At 36.6% G+C, this 13,958-nt stretch carries 13 protein-coding genes and 1 riboswitch; of the genes, 1 reads left to right on the top strand and 12 read right to left on the bottom strand.

Annotated elements, in window-relative coordinates; all coding sequences use genetic code 11:
• Positions 1-39: 39 nt before the first annotated feature.
• The 5 genes from BM260_RS12975 to BM260_RS12955 all read right to left on the bottom strand — a co-directional run bounded on the left by BM260_RS12975 (position 40) and on the right by BM260_RS12955 (position 6,078).
• Complete coding sequence (locus BM260_RS12975) at positions 40-1,599, bottom strand: Na+/H+ antiporter NhaC family protein (protein ID WP_093537772.1); 1,560 nt, start codon at positions 1,597-1,599, stop codon at positions 40-42.
• A gap of 357 nt (positions 1,600-1,956) precedes the next feature.
• Positions 1,957-2,139, bottom strand: a riboswitch (Lysine riboswitch).
• Positions 2,140-2,187: 48 nt separating this feature from the next.
• A complete protein-coding gene (gene yunB, locus BM260_RS12970) occupies positions 2,188-2,958 on the bottom strand; it encodes a sporulation protein YunB (RefSeq protein ID WP_093537771.1) in 771 nt (256 codons plus the stop codon).
• 42 nt (positions 2,959-3,000) lie between these two features.
• Positions 3,001-4,374, bottom strand: a complete 1,374-nt coding sequence (locus BM260_RS12965; RefSeq protein WP_093537770.1) for a bifunctional metallophosphatase/5'-nucleotidase — start codon at positions 4,372-4,374, stop codon at positions 3,001-3,003.
• 33 nt (positions 4,375-4,407) lie between these two features.
• Complete coding sequence (locus tag BM260_RS12960) at positions 4,408-5,226, bottom strand: sulfite exporter TauE/SafE family protein (RefSeq protein WP_093537769.1); 819 nt, start codon at positions 5,224-5,226, stop codon at positions 4,408-4,410.
• Entirely contained in the window at positions 5,227-6,078 is an 852-nt protein-coding gene (locus tag BM260_RS12955; RefSeq protein ID WP_093537768.1) for a DUF72 domain-containing protein, read from the bottom strand.
• A 198-nt stretch (positions 6,079-6,276) separates the two neighbouring features.
• Between BM260_RS12955 and BM260_RS12950 the strand changes: the two genes are divergently transcribed.
• Positions 6,277-7,356, top strand: coding sequence for an FAD-dependent monooxygenase (locus BM260_RS12950; RefSeq protein WP_093537767.1), 1,080 nt, complete (start codon positions 6,277-6,279; stop codon positions 7,354-7,356).
• A 47-nt stretch (positions 7,357-7,403) separates the two neighbouring features.
• On the opposite strand, the gene BM260_RS12945 is transcribed toward BM260_RS12950, so the two are convergent.
• From BM260_RS12945 to BM260_RS18495, 7 genes are all read right to left on the bottom strand, one after another.
• Positions 7,404-8,168: a DUF3891 family protein gene (locus BM260_RS12945; protein WP_093537766.1), complete on the bottom strand. Its 765-nt coding sequence runs from the start codon at positions 8,166-8,168 to the stop codon at positions 7,404-7,406.
• Positions 8,169-8,321: 153 nt separating this feature from the next.
• Positions 8,322-9,719, bottom strand: coding sequence for a Fe-S cluster assembly protein SufB (gene sufB / locus BM260_RS12940; protein ID WP_093537765.1), 1,398 nt, complete (start codon positions 9,717-9,719; stop codon positions 8,322-8,324).
• A gap of 21 nt (positions 9,720-9,740) precedes the next feature.
• Complete coding sequence (gene sufU / locus BM260_RS12935) at positions 9,741-10,175, bottom strand: Fe-S cluster assembly sulfur transfer protein SufU (RefSeq protein WP_093537764.1); 435 nt, start codon at positions 10,173-10,175, stop codon at positions 9,741-9,743.
• A complete protein-coding gene (locus tag BM260_RS12930) occupies positions 10,165-11,397 on the bottom strand; it encodes a cysteine desulfurase (protein WP_093537763.1) in 1,233 nt (410 codons plus the stop codon). Before BM260_RS12930 ends, sufU begins: the two co-directional genes overlap by 11 nt.
• Positions 11,397-12,701: a Fe-S cluster assembly protein SufD gene (gene sufD / locus BM260_RS12925; RefSeq protein WP_093537762.1), complete on the bottom strand. Its 1,305-nt coding sequence runs from the start codon at positions 12,699-12,701 to the stop codon at positions 11,397-11,399. The genes BM260_RS12930 and sufD overlap by 1 nt, the downstream gene beginning before the upstream one ends.
• An 18-nt stretch (positions 12,702-12,719) precedes the next feature.
• Positions 12,720-13,499 (bottom strand): Fe-S cluster assembly ATPase SufC, encoded by a 780-nt coding sequence (gene sufC, locus BM260_RS12920; protein WP_093537761.1) that lies wholly within the window; start codon positions 13,497-13,499, stop codon positions 12,720-12,722.
• Positions 13,500-13,786: 287 nt separating this feature from the next.
• Positions 13,787-13,942 carry a hypothetical protein gene (locus BM260_RS18495; RefSeq protein ID WP_175496298.1) on the bottom strand — a complete coding sequence of 52 codons (156 nt, stop codon included), beginning with the start codon at positions 13,940-13,942 and terminating at the stop codon, positions 13,787-13,789.
• Positions 13,943-13,958 lie beyond the last annotated feature (16 nt).

The following is a 13,958-nucleotide window of genomic DNA, read 5'->3' as shown; positions in this document are numbered from 1 at the left end:
CAACCATACAAATACCAAAGACAACCAATTTTAAAACAACTAAGCTACCCTCTTACTCTTAAAATTCCAGATCGTGAAAAATAGGATAAGGATGACCACTACTGTTATAAAGCCAAACATAACAGAACCTGTAAGACCTAATACTAAATAGCCAATTGCAGCAATGACTGCACTAATAATGGCATATGGTAATTGAGTCATTACGTGATCGATTACATTAACTCCTGCACCAGTCGCTGACATAATTGTAGTGTCTGAAATAGGCGAACAATGGTCTCCAAAAACAGCTCCCGCTAAAACGGCCGCTAAAACAGGGAGTAATAACTCTGGCTCTACTACCATGATGATACTTGCACCAATTGGTAATAGTATCCCAAATGATCCCCATGAAGATCCAGTTGCGAAAGCCATAAAAGCTGTTAAAACAAACAGTAAGACTGGAATAACCCCTGCCGGAATATTATTATCTGTAACGAGATGAGCTAAATACTCACCAGTTCCTAAAGCTGTTATTAAAAATGAAAGGGACCAAGCAAATATTAAAATGCAAATAGCAGGTAACATTGAATTTATACCAGAAATAATTCCTTTCCCCAGTAAGCCCAAACTAGCATCTTTGTTTTTCTTGAATTGACGCGTATACAATAGTACAGCTAAAATACTCGATACCATCCCACCTATAAATAGAGAGAGCGGAACATCTGTATTTTCAAAAATAACAAATATGTCCATTACTTTTCCTGAAGCCTGATAGCCTGTCCAAAACATTGCAAAAAGAGTTACTACTATTAATGATACAATCGGAAGGATTAGATCCTTTACTTTACCAAAATTATTTTCCGGGAAATTACCTTGTAAATCACCTGGATTTGATTTATTTGGATCAAAAAGGACACCAGTTTCTCTTGCAAGTGTTTCATGTTTTTTCATCTCACCTAAATCATTGTCTGTCCATGCGGTAAAAAATACCATTGCAAGCGCAGCAATGACATAGAAATTCATCGGTGCCATTAACATAAACGCTTGCAGTGGAGTATAGTCTGTTACCGCATGGGTAGCAAAGATAACACCCAACTGACTTATTAGAAACGCACCCCAGCTAGAAACGGGAGAAACTACACAAACAGGTGCAGATGTAGAATCGATAAAATAAGCTAGCTTTGCACGAGAAACACGATGAGTGTCAGTAATTGGACGAGCAATCTGTCCTACAGCAAGTGCATTAAAATAATCGTCTACGAAAATAATAATACCTAAAAAAGCTGTAAGGAGTTTAGATCCGCGATTTGTTTTAATACGTTTAACTGCCCATGCAGCAAATGCAGTACTTCCTCCTGACAGACTAACAATCGCAGTAACCACCCCAAGCAACAATATAAACAATAATATATAAATATTATACATATTCAATCCATTATCCCAAAATGACGTGATAAAGGAATCCCAAAGAATGATCAATGAATCAATCGGCGAAAAGCTTTCTACTAACAAAGCCGCTGAAACAATCCCGACTCCTAGTGATAGTAAAACTCTTTTCGTAACAAGTACCATTACAATCGCTAGTAATGGGGGTAAAATTGAAAAAATCGTATTTTCCATCATAATTTCCTCCTAATAATGAAATGCATAAGCGCCTATGTAAGCTCCGACTAGCGTTGGAAGACTGACGGTAAAGGCGTACTTTGCCTTAACCGTCAGTCTGAAACGACTCGAGGGGCTAGGCGCTGAAGCTAGACAATATGAAATGCTTAAGCGCCTACTTCAATGTAGGCAGTCTGAATTCGCGATATCCTATCGCAACGACTGCATGACCTACACCTTATATACCCCAAGACTCGATGAGATATGAGCTGACACTAACGAAAATGAACAAGTGCATTATGCCTTAGAATATAAAAAAGCCAACCTAATATAAATATAGGTTGGCTTTTAGATAAAATTTCAAGCGAAAATTTTATACTTTGTAGCTCTCCATTTATACATATGTATAAATGACAGTGTTATTTTTGTTCAAAATAACCCCAACTAGATTTGACTTGACGGTCAACATCTAATTTCGGCATAACTTCCTTTCGTTTACAATCACAGTTGTCATTCTCCTGTAAACTACTCTTTTGTTATGCGGCCTCTACCTATTCTTATTCATTTCCACTAGTATAGCAGTAAAAACAATATTCTTAAGGATTTTTATTTTTCAGGTAATGGCAATGGTACTTCAATTGATGGAGCAGCGTCCCCGTCTCCTCCTGTGTAAATGTAAGGAACCTGGCCTTGCACGATTCCCATTGCCACAGGTATACTCTGTTCCACCGTACTCATCTTACTTGCCAGAGGAACTATTATTTGTACATTTACCGTAATGTGGATATTAACCTCCACATAAGCATTGTTTATTCCAAACTTAGTAATAGAAGGAACTACATTCGATTGAACATTTCCGATAACGTGAAAGCGTATAGGAATTTTAGGGCCTAAGTTACCTATGATGGGGATATTCGTCGCTTGCCCAATCGGAACGAAGAATACAACTCCCCCCTGATCCTCCATCGTTTGTTTATCGTACTCGATGTCATCTAAATACGGTAGGCTAGAAAAGTTCCCCTGCTCAGCCTGCTCCAAATGAGACTGAACTAACTGATTTGTATCAGATAGTATACGATTTATAATTTCTGTATTAAATCGAGTTGTTACCATTGTAGTACTGTCTGATGGCACCTCTTCGATTATGTCATTTACATCGAGCGTATTTGAAATTCTTGAGTTAATTGCTTTATTTATTACCATGGATGCTATTTTTGTTGTTTGTACTTCTGCATATTCCAAATAGGTAGCTGTCAATTGTTTATTAATATAATAGATGAGGCCTCCCACTGACAACATAAAACAAACTAAAAAAATGGCTAATTTCCGCTGATTAGTAAAGAAAGTCAATCGTTTTTTCTTCTTTCTATAGAACAAAAACAATCCCCCTAATTACTACTTATGTAAGAAAGAGGATTTTCATGACTCATATTCACTTTTTTCAAGCTGACCATACCATTTCACAATATCTCGAATCATTTCTGGCATAAAATACTGTTTGGGAGCAAATTTTAAAGACGGATAAAAGTAACCAAATGTAAACATATCTAAAGTTGCCAATGTATATACTTTTTCTAGTTCAATAGGAGATTCATTTACTAGAACTATACCACTTTCTAACTCTATTAGCTGTTCATATAATATGACCCCAAGGTATTTACCTCTGAACCCTAACCCTTTTACTTCAAGCGTTGGCCATTTTTCATTTTTCCCTGTTCGGATAACTTCTAGTAGTTCTGCACCGGTTAATGTAATAACACAAGGATTTATCGGATGAGGCAAACATTGATGTAGATCTCTTGCAGTAATCGGCCCCTGTTGAAGATCCTTTAAGAATATCCCCGCTGGAAACATGGCACAATCCGCTTTTGTAAAAGCTAGAAGTGCTTTTCCGAAAAAGCGGGATAGATCCGATTCCTTAAACCAATCCTTCTTCAATAAAAAAGAATTATAAAAAGCAATATTAGACATCTCCGCTATTCCTTCATTTTCCCAAGCAGTCTGTAAATCGTTTGAATATAGTGGAACTGGTAGTGCTTCCGTAGGAAATAAAACTGCCTTCTTCGATTGGATAACTTTTGCTACATGATCAAATTCCAACGTGACAAGTCCGACATTCATACCGAATTTACCGGTAGCAGCTTGCAACGTGTTCCCAATTACTTTACCTTTTTCAAACGTGTGATGTGTATGTGAACCCAATATCACATCAATTTGTGGTATTTCCAAAGATAGTATTTCATCAAGTGATTTCCCTAAATGTGACATACAAATAAGAACATCTACTTGCGGACGAAGTGTATTACATACCTCTTTCAGTCGGGTAATCGGCTCTTGAATTTGCCATCCCAATTTTTCATAGTAAATACCATAGTCAGCAGTTGCCGCAACAATGCCAATCCGTATACCAGTTGGTGTTACATGTATTTTGTGGGGTAATACCCAAGAAGGAATATTTCCTCCTAACTCCGTGAAATTGGAGACAATCACTTCAAAATTAGCATCTATGTACAACGTTTCTAATTCTTCATGACTTAGGGTAATGCCTTCGTTATTTCCTATCGTTACATAATCATACTTGGCATCATTTAGAAGATGCACATTTCCCTTTCCAAGTGTACCCTCTGTATATATATTCGAACGATCTAGATGATCTCCAATATCTAATGTTAAATAGGAAGCCTTGTCACCAAGGTTCTTCCGAGTATCTGAGAGAAATTGCTGAATAGCGGGCCAGTTTTCTAGATGACTATGCAAATCATTTGTGTGGAATATATAAATCGTCTCTCTCATTCTTTGCCCACCCTATCCATTACATATTTTACGTTAAAATAGTCCTTCTATAATCGATCGTATACCTAATAATAAAAGTACAATTCGTAAAGCCAAAACTAGTGTATCTGAGTTCAACTTTTTATTTAACTTTGCTCCTATCTTAGCTCCGATATAGGCAGCAGGTATAACCGGAATCGTATACAACCACGGTACATTTCCTAATGAAATATGTGTGACAGAGTTCACTATAGACGACAGAAATACCATGAACATAGACGTACCGACAGCCACATGAGGCGGAAACAGGAATAATAATATCATCGCTGGTACGAGTATAGATCCTCCACCAATACCAAATAGACCCGATGCGAATCCAACACCAAAAGTTAATAATAATGCGAACCAAATTGGATATCCATATACAAATGTTTTATCGCCATCATTAAAGGTTTTCTTTTTCCCATTTTCCACAAACCATCGAACAGGACTTAAACGATCTCTTACCAACAATAAAGTAGATAAAATAACAAGTAAGATACCAAAGTATAAATTAAAAGAAGGTAAGTCCAGTCCTTTGTTTACAAATGCTCCGAGTATAGTACCAGGAATACTACCAATGAAAAAAATAAATCCACTTTTAAAGTCGACCGTTTTGGTTTTCATATAGGATAGAGTAGAAGAAAGTCCTGTGAATATCATCATAACCACAGAAAGACCAACAACGCTTTGCGGAGTAATATTTGGTATTAAACTAAGAGAAGCTCCAAAAAACAAAATAGCCGGTACTAAAATAACGCCTCCACCAAGGCCAACCAATGCTCCTACAATTCCAGAGAAAAGTCCACTAATTGCTAGTATAATCCATTCCATTTAAAAATCTCCTTCAAAAAAATCTAATTGTTTTGGAGCAAGTCCTTCAAAATCTATTCCTAACATACTTTGAAATGTTTTGGCATTACTGGCTGCATGACCTCCAGAGTTATTATTAAACAACACAACAACCTCTTTTGCCTGCTTCTCTAAATACTCACAAATACCTTTAATAGATGAAAGCTCTTCCTTATTATAATCGTATAGGTATCTTACTTCTCTCCACTTCACATTATTGCCCGGATTAACCCACCCATAAGTATTTCTACCATGTAATCTTACGAGTACCTTGTTCGTAGTTGCAATTGGAACTAAAGGAATACTACCATCCCCAGCCTGCGGTTCATCACAAACACTATGATGAAGACCATTCTCTTTTAAAAAATGAAGTGTAGAATCTTTATATTCAGAAGAATACCAAGATTGGTGACGAAACTCAATAACCACTTCAAAGTCCTTTAGTTCTTCTCTCACTTTACGTATATATTGTACATTTTCTTTTGTGCATTGGAACCAAGGAGGAAATTGTGCAAGTATCATTGATAGCTTTCCCGAATTTTTAAATGGCATAACCGATTGTCGATATAATTCAAACATTTCTTCGATCGAATCAAAAGGAAAATCACCACGTAAATGACCCGTGATACCTTGATAAGTTTTTACAACAAATTGAAAATTATCTGGCGTTTCTTTAATCCACTTTAAGCTATTTTTTATTGGTTGAATTGCATAGAATGCTGCATCTAATTCCACCACTGGAAAATGTGCACTGTAATCTTGTAACCTTTCTCTTGCCGAGGATACATACAAGTCAGGATGATCCCCCCATCCTGTTAGGCCTATTTGAATCATTTACAACACCTCACTATTATTACTATAATAGCATAATCACTCAGTTGGGTGTATTCAGCTGTATGCACTCCACGTATTAGCGTATTTACCCCCAAAGGATGAAAAGATGGATAATAATTTTTTATTTAGCTAAAATATATAAGTGTCGTCGTTACATATAGCCCATTACGCTTTTTTGAAGCAAAGGGAGGAAATAACATGATGAAAGTAGATGTATGTATAGTCGGTGCAGGTCCTGGTGGTGCCCTTCTAGCGTATTTATTGGCAAAGAAAAATATATCTGTTGTATTAATAGAGCGAACAAATCAAATCGGAAAAACGTTTCGTGGAGAACATTTGAATGAAGAAGGCGAAGCGATTCTAAAAAAATATAACTTATTTGACGAAATAGAAAAGCTCGGACTTTTACGAATGAAAAAACTTGAATATTGGCAGCATGGGGAAGTATTTAAAACTATTTTACCTCATCCCGAGATCGGACATCTTGGTATTCATGTTCCTCAAGCACATTTACTACAAGTATTGATAGACGCTGCAAAGAAATATACAAACTTCCATTTAATGCTGAATACAAAAGTTGATGAACTTTTACAAGATGAACATGGCTCCTACACTGGAGTAAAAGCATCCGAAAATGGAGAAGAAATTATTATTGAAAGTGAATTGGTTATTGGTGCAGATGGTCGTTATTCGACCGTTCGTAAGAAAGCTGATCTGGATGTAACTATTCGAAAACACGGATATGATTTACTCTGGGCTAGAATACCCGCACCTGTAAATTGGGAACCGTCTATTAGGATGACTTTAATTGGAGGGAAGCAAATTTCCCTATTTACACAGGCAAAGGGTTATATACAAATTGGTTGGAATATCGAAGAGGGTTCTTTTGCAACACTTAGAAAACAGCCTTTTACTCCATTTATCGAGCAACTCATAATGGCTTTTCCAGAACTTGAACAAACCGTTCGAGAAAACATTCAATCTTGGAAGGATTTTGTTCTATTAGATGTGTATAGTAGCTCTAGTGAGACTTGGGGGAAAAAAGGGTTGGCTTTAATCGGAGATGCAGTTCACACGATGACTCCTACTGGAGCATTTGGGTTAAACAGTGCTCTAAAAGATGCGGATTACTTCTCTTCTTTAATCGACAAAAATACAATTACCTCTCTTAATACTGCTGATTGTGCTTCAGTAAGGAAAAAAGAAGTTGCTAAAATTCAAGCTATCCAAATAGAGAAAGAACAATCTTTTGCTTCTCAGTTTGTTGTGATGGTTTAAAAATAGACAGAACCAGTCAAATTACTTTGACTGGTTTTTGCATACTATCATTTAAACGTAACTTTTCTATGCGCAACTGGAGTATCCTTAAATGCCTGCAATAGTCCATCCTTCTCAATCTGTTCTTTCCATACTTCTTTATACGTAAGTTTTACATTTAGTTCGCTCTTCAAGGGGGAGAAGGACAAAGTAACGACTTCATCGCTTTCCCAGCTAGCTATAATTGGCTCCTGCATGACGAATAGGAATAATTGTGGAAATCCATTTTTAAAAAATGGATGCAATTTATCGTTGTTTCCTGGCTCGTGTAAACAAATAAACAAAGATAGAAAATCTGAAAACTTCAGCAGATCTAAATGATACATTAACGTTTCTTTCTTTTTCTCATTGCCGACAATTCCTAATTCATCATAAAGTCGATCCTGTCTTTGCTTTTCTATATCCCAAAATTTTTGAACTGCAGTTTCATCAGCATCTTGGACAAAAGAGGAGTAATGTAAACTACACAATAAACAAGCATACTTACTCATTCCCTCCACTTCATCTAATCCTTTTTCATAAAAAGAAATCTTAAGATCTGTAGGATAATCTATAAACGAGAAAGGCTGTTCTAATTGATCATTCCATACTGGGGACTTATCCGGATCTATCCAACCACGGTCATGCTCTTGAATGGCGAGAACTACTTCCTGCACATCTTTAGAATCGTAATAAAAATCATCTTTACAATGTTCTGCTATTTGCTTGGAAACTTGTGCATGATCATCTTGAGTAACCATGACATAGCTTTTTTCTCTTTCAAATACAATCATTGTCGATACCTCTCTTTACAAAATACTTCTACTACTTTCTGAGTACCACTTAATAGTTATAACCAAACCTAATAGTTTTTAGCAATTTGCCTATTTAGAGGATAAAAAAATGCAGCAAGGTGAAGTACACCCTGCTGCATTTATATAATTGGATTAACCGATAGAGCCTTCCATCTCAAACTTGATAAGACGGTTCATTTCTACAGCATATTCCATTGGAAGTTCTTTTGTAAATGGTTCGATGAAGCCCATTACGATCATTTCAGTTGCTTCTTCTTCACTAAGTCCACGACTCATCAAGTAGAATAATTGTTCTTCAGATACTTTTGAAACTTTTGCTTCATGCTCTAAAGAAATATTATCATTCAAGATTTCGTTGTAAGGAATTGTATCAGAAGTAGACTGATTATCCATGATTAATGTATCACATTCGATATTCGCACGTGCACCAGTAGCTTTACGGCCAAAATGAACGATACCACGGTATGTTACTTTACCACCTTGTTTAGAAATTGATTTCGAAACAATAGTAGAAGAAGTATTTGGAGCTAAATGCATCATTTTCGCACCAGCATCTTGGTGTTGACCTTTACCAGCAATTGCGATAGAAAGAGTCATACCACGAGCGCCTTCACCTTTTAAAATAACGGCTGGATATTTCATCGTTAATTTAGATCCAATATTTCCGTCAATCCATTCCATCGTTGCATTTGCATCACAAACTGCACGTTTTGTAACTAAGTTATAAACGTTGTTTGCCCAGTTTTGGATTGTTGTATAACGGCAATAAGCATCTTTTTTAATAATGATCTCAACAACTGCACTATGAAGTGAATTTGTTGTGTAAACAGGAGCTGTACATCCTTCTACATAATGTACAGAAGCACCTTCGTCTACAATAATTAGCGTACGTTCGAATTGACCCATGTTTTCAGAGTTAATACGGAAGTATGCTTGTAATGGTGTTTCCACTTTAATGCCTGGTGGTACGTAGATAAACGATCCACCCGACCATACTGCAGAGTTAAGTGCAGAGAACTTATTATCGGAAGAAGGAATTACTGTTCCCCAATGCTTTTTGAAAATATCTTCATTTTCACGAAGTGCAGAATCAGTATCCTTAAATATTATACCCAAGTCTTGAAGCTCTTGCTTCATGTTATGATATACAACTTCTGATTCGTATTGTGCAGAAACACCTGCAAGGTATTTTTGTTCTGCTTCTGGAATACCTAATTTATCAAAAGTAGCTTTGATTTCTTCTGGTACTTCATCCCATGAAGTTTCTGTTTGTTCAGAAGGCTTCACGTAATACGTAATTTCATCGAAGTTTAATGACCCTAAATCTCCACCCCATTGAGGCATTGGTTTTGAGTAAAAAATTTCTAACGCTTTTAAGCGATAATCTAACATCCATTGTGGTTCTGATTTCATACGTGATATTTCTTCTACGATTTCTTTCGTTAATCCACGTTTAGAACGGAAAATGGATACGTCTTTATCGTGGAAACCATATTTGTAATCACCAATTTCAGGCATTTTTTTAGCCATCGTATTTCCTCCGTTCGTCTGTTATTCTTTTTCTTCTGAAACGCCTTTTTCCATTGCCTTCCAAGCTAAAGTTGCACACTTGATACGTGCTGGAAACTGAGAAACACCACTTAATGATTCTATATCTTCAAGATCTAAAGAGTCATCATAATCTTTCCCAAGCATCATTTCAGAAAAAGTACTAGAAAGTTGTAAAGCTTCCTCTACAGACTTTCCTTTAACTGCTTGTGTCATCATAGAAGCAGATGCCATAGAAATCGAGCATCCTTCTCCATCAAATTTCGCATTTTGAATTTTACCATCTTCCACTTGAAGTGTTAAATGGATGCGATCTCCACAAGTAGGGTTATTCATATCAATTGTCAAAGCGCCATCCTCGATACTACCTTTGTTACGAGGATTTTTATAATGATCCATAATGACACGGCGATAAAGTTGATCTAAATTAGAAGACATCGTTAAAATACTCCTTTGCTGAAAGCAATCCAGTAACTAGACGATCTAAATCCTCTTCTGAATTGTATATATAGAAACTAGCACGAGCAGTTGCCACACATTGCAACCATTTCATCAATGGTTGTGCACAGTGATGTCCTGCACGAACTGCAATTCCACTCATATCTAAAACTGTTGCAACATCATGTGGATGCACATCATCTAAATTGAATGTAACAATTCCTGCACGTTTCGCAGGATCGACAGGACCATAAATGGTTAACCCTTCAATTGTAGACATTCTTTCCATGGCGTAAGCAGCTAACTCATGTTCATGCTTTTCAATTTCATCTAAGCCAATTTCCTCTAAGAAATCAATTGCAGCTCCAAGACCAATAGCACCAGCAATTATTGGTGTTCCCCCTTCAAATTTCCAAGGAAGTTCTTTCCACGTAGAATCATACAAACCTACGAAGTCGATCATTTCCCCACCAAATTCGACTGGTTCCATTTTATCCAATAAAGCTTCTTTTCCGTATAGTACCCCTATTCCAGTAGGCCCACACATTTTGTGTCCAGAGAATGCAAGGAAGTCACAATCAAGTGCTTGAACATCTAATTTTAGATGTGGTGCAGCTTGAGCACCATCAACTACCATTACAGCTCCATGTTCATGTGCAATTTGCGTAATTTCTTTAATCGGATTCATGGTTCCTAAGACGTTCGATACATAAACGATTGACACGATTTTAGTTTGGTTAGTAATAGTTTCTCTAACCTTCTCTAAAGAAAGTGTACCATCAGCTTCTAAATCAATATATTTTAATACGGCACCTGTTCTCTTAGCTAGTTGCTGCCAAGGAATAATATTGGAATGGTGCTCCATATGCGTAATAACAATTTCATCGCCCTCTTTTAGGTTAGCTTGGCCGTAGCTCTGTGCCACCATATTGATAGCGGTTGTTGTACCACGAGTAAAAATAACTTCTTTAGTAGACTTAGCATTAATAAATTTTCGAACCTTTTCACGTGCTCCTTCGTAACTATCCGTCGCTCGGTTACCCAGCGTATGAACACCACGATGCACATTTGCGTTTTCAAATTCATAATACTTTTTGATCGCTTCTATTACTTGAATTGGTTTTTGAGAAGTAGCCCCATTGTCTAAATAGACTAATGGATGACCGTTAATCTCTTGGTTTAAAATCGGAAAATAGCTTCGAATCTCTTTAGTATTGAGCATTAGCGAACTTTCCTTTCAATAACCTCCGTCAGTTGCTTCTTCACGCCTTCTATCGGTAATTCGTTTACGACAGGAGCAAGGAATCCATGAATTACTAGACGCTCTGCTTCATGTTGAGAAATACCACGGCTCATTAAATAGTACAACTGAAGTGGATCTACTCGGCCAACTGATGCTGCGTGACCTGCTGTTACATCATCTTCATCGATTAAAAGAATAGGATTTGCATCTCCACGTGCTTTTTCGCTAAGCATTAATACACGAGATTCTTGCTCTGCGTTAGATTTAGTAGCACCATACTCAATTTTACCAATACCATTGAATATAGATGATGCTTCGTCTTTCATAACGCCGTGCTTAAGAATTTGACCTTCCGTATGTTTGCCCCAGTGGATTACTTTTGTTGTAAAGTTTTGCTTTTGTTTCCCGCGACCTACAACAACCATTTTCACATGACCTTCTGAATTATCTCCAACTAAATGTGTTGTATTTTCAGAAATAGTATCACCATCATTCATCATACCAAGTGCCCATTCAAGAACTGCATCACGACTTGTTACACCACGACGATTAACGTATGTTGTAAATCCTTCTGCTAGAACATCAACTGTTCCAAATGTAACTCTTGAATTGTCTTTGGCAATGACTTCCGTCACGATATTAGCTAATCCTTCTGCATGATCCACAGTAGATAAGTAGTTCTCTACATATGTTACAGAACTATTTTCATCAGCTACTAGTAAAGTGTGATTGAAAAGAGAAGCTGTTTTATCATCATGTAAGTAAATAACTTGAATTGGTTCTTCGATTACTACATTTTTAGGTACGTATAAGAATACACCACCGTTTAATAATGCAGCATGAAGTGCAGTTAGTTTATGTTCTGTTACTTTGACACCATCGGTCATGAAGTATTGTTGAACAAGTGCTGAATGCTCACGAATTGCAGTGTATATATCTGTTAAAACAACACCTTTTGCTTTTAGCTCTTCTGATAATGAAAGAAAAGCAGGCGTATTATTATGTTGAATGTAAATGTTTTGTTGCTCTGCATTTACGACAGCCTTCACTTCTTCAGGTAATTCTGCTAAAGATGTAAATTTGCTGCTCTCTACAGTATGAACTGGAAATTCAGTGAAATTCCAATTAGTAATTTTTGTTTTATCTGGTGTTGGCATCGGAAGTGTTTCAAGTTGACCAAATGCTTTTAGACGAAGTGCTGTCATCCAGCTTGGTTCTTGCTTACCTTCTGAAAAGGAGCGGATATCTTGCTCGGTTAATGCCAATTTTGTTTCAACCGTCATGCTTATTCGACTCCTTTCTTATGCTTCTTGTCCAACTGTTTCGTCTTCAATTCCTAATTCTTCTTTAATCCATTCATAGCCTTCTGCTTCTAGTCTTTGAGCAAGCTCAGGTCCACCAGATTTAACTACGCGACCTTGCATCATTACATGAACATGATCAGGTGTGATGTAGTTAAGAAGACGTTGATAGTGAGTGATTACTAAGCTTCCGAATCCTTCTCCGCGCATTTGGTTGATCCCTTTAGAAACAACTTTTAAAGCATCGATATCAAGACCAGAGTCAATTTCATCTAAAATAGCGAATTTTGGTTGTAACATCATTAATTGAAGAATTTCATTACGTTTTTTCTCTCCGCCTGAGAATCCTTCATTTAAATAACGTTGTGCCATATCTAAATCCATTTCTAAAAATTCCATTTTGCTATCAAGCTCACGGATGAATTTCATTAGTGAGATTTCATCGCCTTCTTCGCGGCGTGAATTGATTGCTGAACGTAAGAAATCTGCATTTGTTACTCCAGTAATTTCACTTGGATATTGCATTGCTAGGAATAGACCTGCTTGCGCACGTTCGTCTACTTCCATTGCTAATACATCTTCGCCGTCCAATTCAATTGAACCAGATGTAACTTCATATTTTGGATGACCCATAATAGCAGAAGCTAAAGTAGATTTACCTGTACCATTTGGACCCATTACTGCGTGAATTTCGTTCGTATTAATTGTTAAATTAACACCCTTTAAAATTTCTTTACCGTCTATTGCAACGTGTAAATCTTTAATAGCTAAAGTCGACATTTAATAACCTCCATTAAGTAAATACGAATGTATAATCATTCTAATTTATTATCATTCTAATCTTAACCCAAACGAAGGTACCTTGCAAATCTTTTGAAGCATATTCTATTTAATATTGTAGAATATACAGATTTACTGTTTTCTATTGACTTTTCACTAAACTATTAGGTAAATAGTAATCTTCCTTTATTTTCATTAAGAACTTTCTAATTGAGAATGGATTTCACTATGAAGCTAGTGTAAACAAAAAAGAATCCACGGAGAAATTCTCCATGGATTCTTGTATATTATCCCCTAAATGCTTGGGCATCAAGTTTAGCCGCTAATTGCATACATTTTTCATGATCTTGCTGTCGCTTGTTTTCGACCTGCAATCGTAATTCCTGACTTTGTCTCAATTCATCGTATCCAAAACCATGTACTCCTCTAAATGCGTGGTCCATCTGTTCTGTATAAGGT

Origin of the sequence: Psychrobacillus psychrotolerans, from assembly GCF_900115805.1 — a bacterium.
Lineage (GTDB): Bacteria > Bacillota > Bacilli > Bacillales_A > Planococcaceae > Psychrobacillus > Psychrobacillus psychrotolerans.
Note: the sequence above shows the minus strand (reverse complement) of the source record. Positions and strands in the feature narration are given on the sequence as shown.

Bases quoted from the DNA above. Each gene is read 5' to 3' on its own strand.
- BM260_RS12950 (WP_093537767.1), top strand. From the start codon at position 6,277: ATGATGAAAGTAGATGTATGTATAGTCGGTGCAGGTCCTGGTGGTGCC.
- BM260_RS18495 (WP_175496298.1), bottom strand. From the start codon at position 13,942: ATGGACCACGCATTTAGAGGAGTACATGGTTTTGGATACGATGAATTG.
- BM260_RS12930 (WP_093537763.1), bottom strand. From the start codon at position 11,397: ATGCTCAATACTAAAGAGATTCGAAGCTATTTTCCGATTTTAAACCAA.
- sufC (WP_093537761.1), bottom strand. From the start codon at position 13,499: ATGTCGACTTTAGCTATTAAAGATTTACACGTTGCAATAGACGGTAAA.
- BM260_RS12955 (WP_093537768.1), bottom strand. From the start codon at position 6,078: ATGATTCAAATAGGCCTAACAGGATGGGGGGATCATCCTGACTTGTAT.
- BM260_RS12975 (WP_093537772.1), bottom strand. From the start codon at position 1,599: ATGGAAAATACGATTTTTTCAATTTTACCCCCATTACTAGCGATTGTA.
- BM260_RS12965 (WP_093537770.1), bottom strand. From the start codon at position 4,374: ATGAGAGAGACGATTTATATATTCCACACAAATGATTTGCATAGTCAT.
- sufD (WP_093537762.1), bottom strand. From the start codon at position 12,701: ATGACGGTTGAAACAAAATTGGCATTAACCGAGCAAGATATCCGCTCC.
- sufU (WP_093537764.1), bottom strand. From the start codon at position 10,175: ATGTCTTCTAATTTAGATCAACTTTATCGCCGTGTCATTATGGATCAT.
- BM260_RS12945 (WP_093537766.1), bottom strand. From the start codon at position 8,168: ATGATTGTATTTGAAAGAGAAAAAAGCTATGTCATGGTTACTCAAGAT.
- BM260_RS12960 (WP_093537769.1), bottom strand. From the start codon at position 5,226: ATGGAATGGATTATACTAGCAATTAGTGGACTTTTCTCTGGAATTGTA.
- sufB (WP_093537765.1), bottom strand. From the start codon at position 9,719: ATGGCTAAAAAAATGCCTGAAATTGGTGATTACAAATATGGTTTCCAC.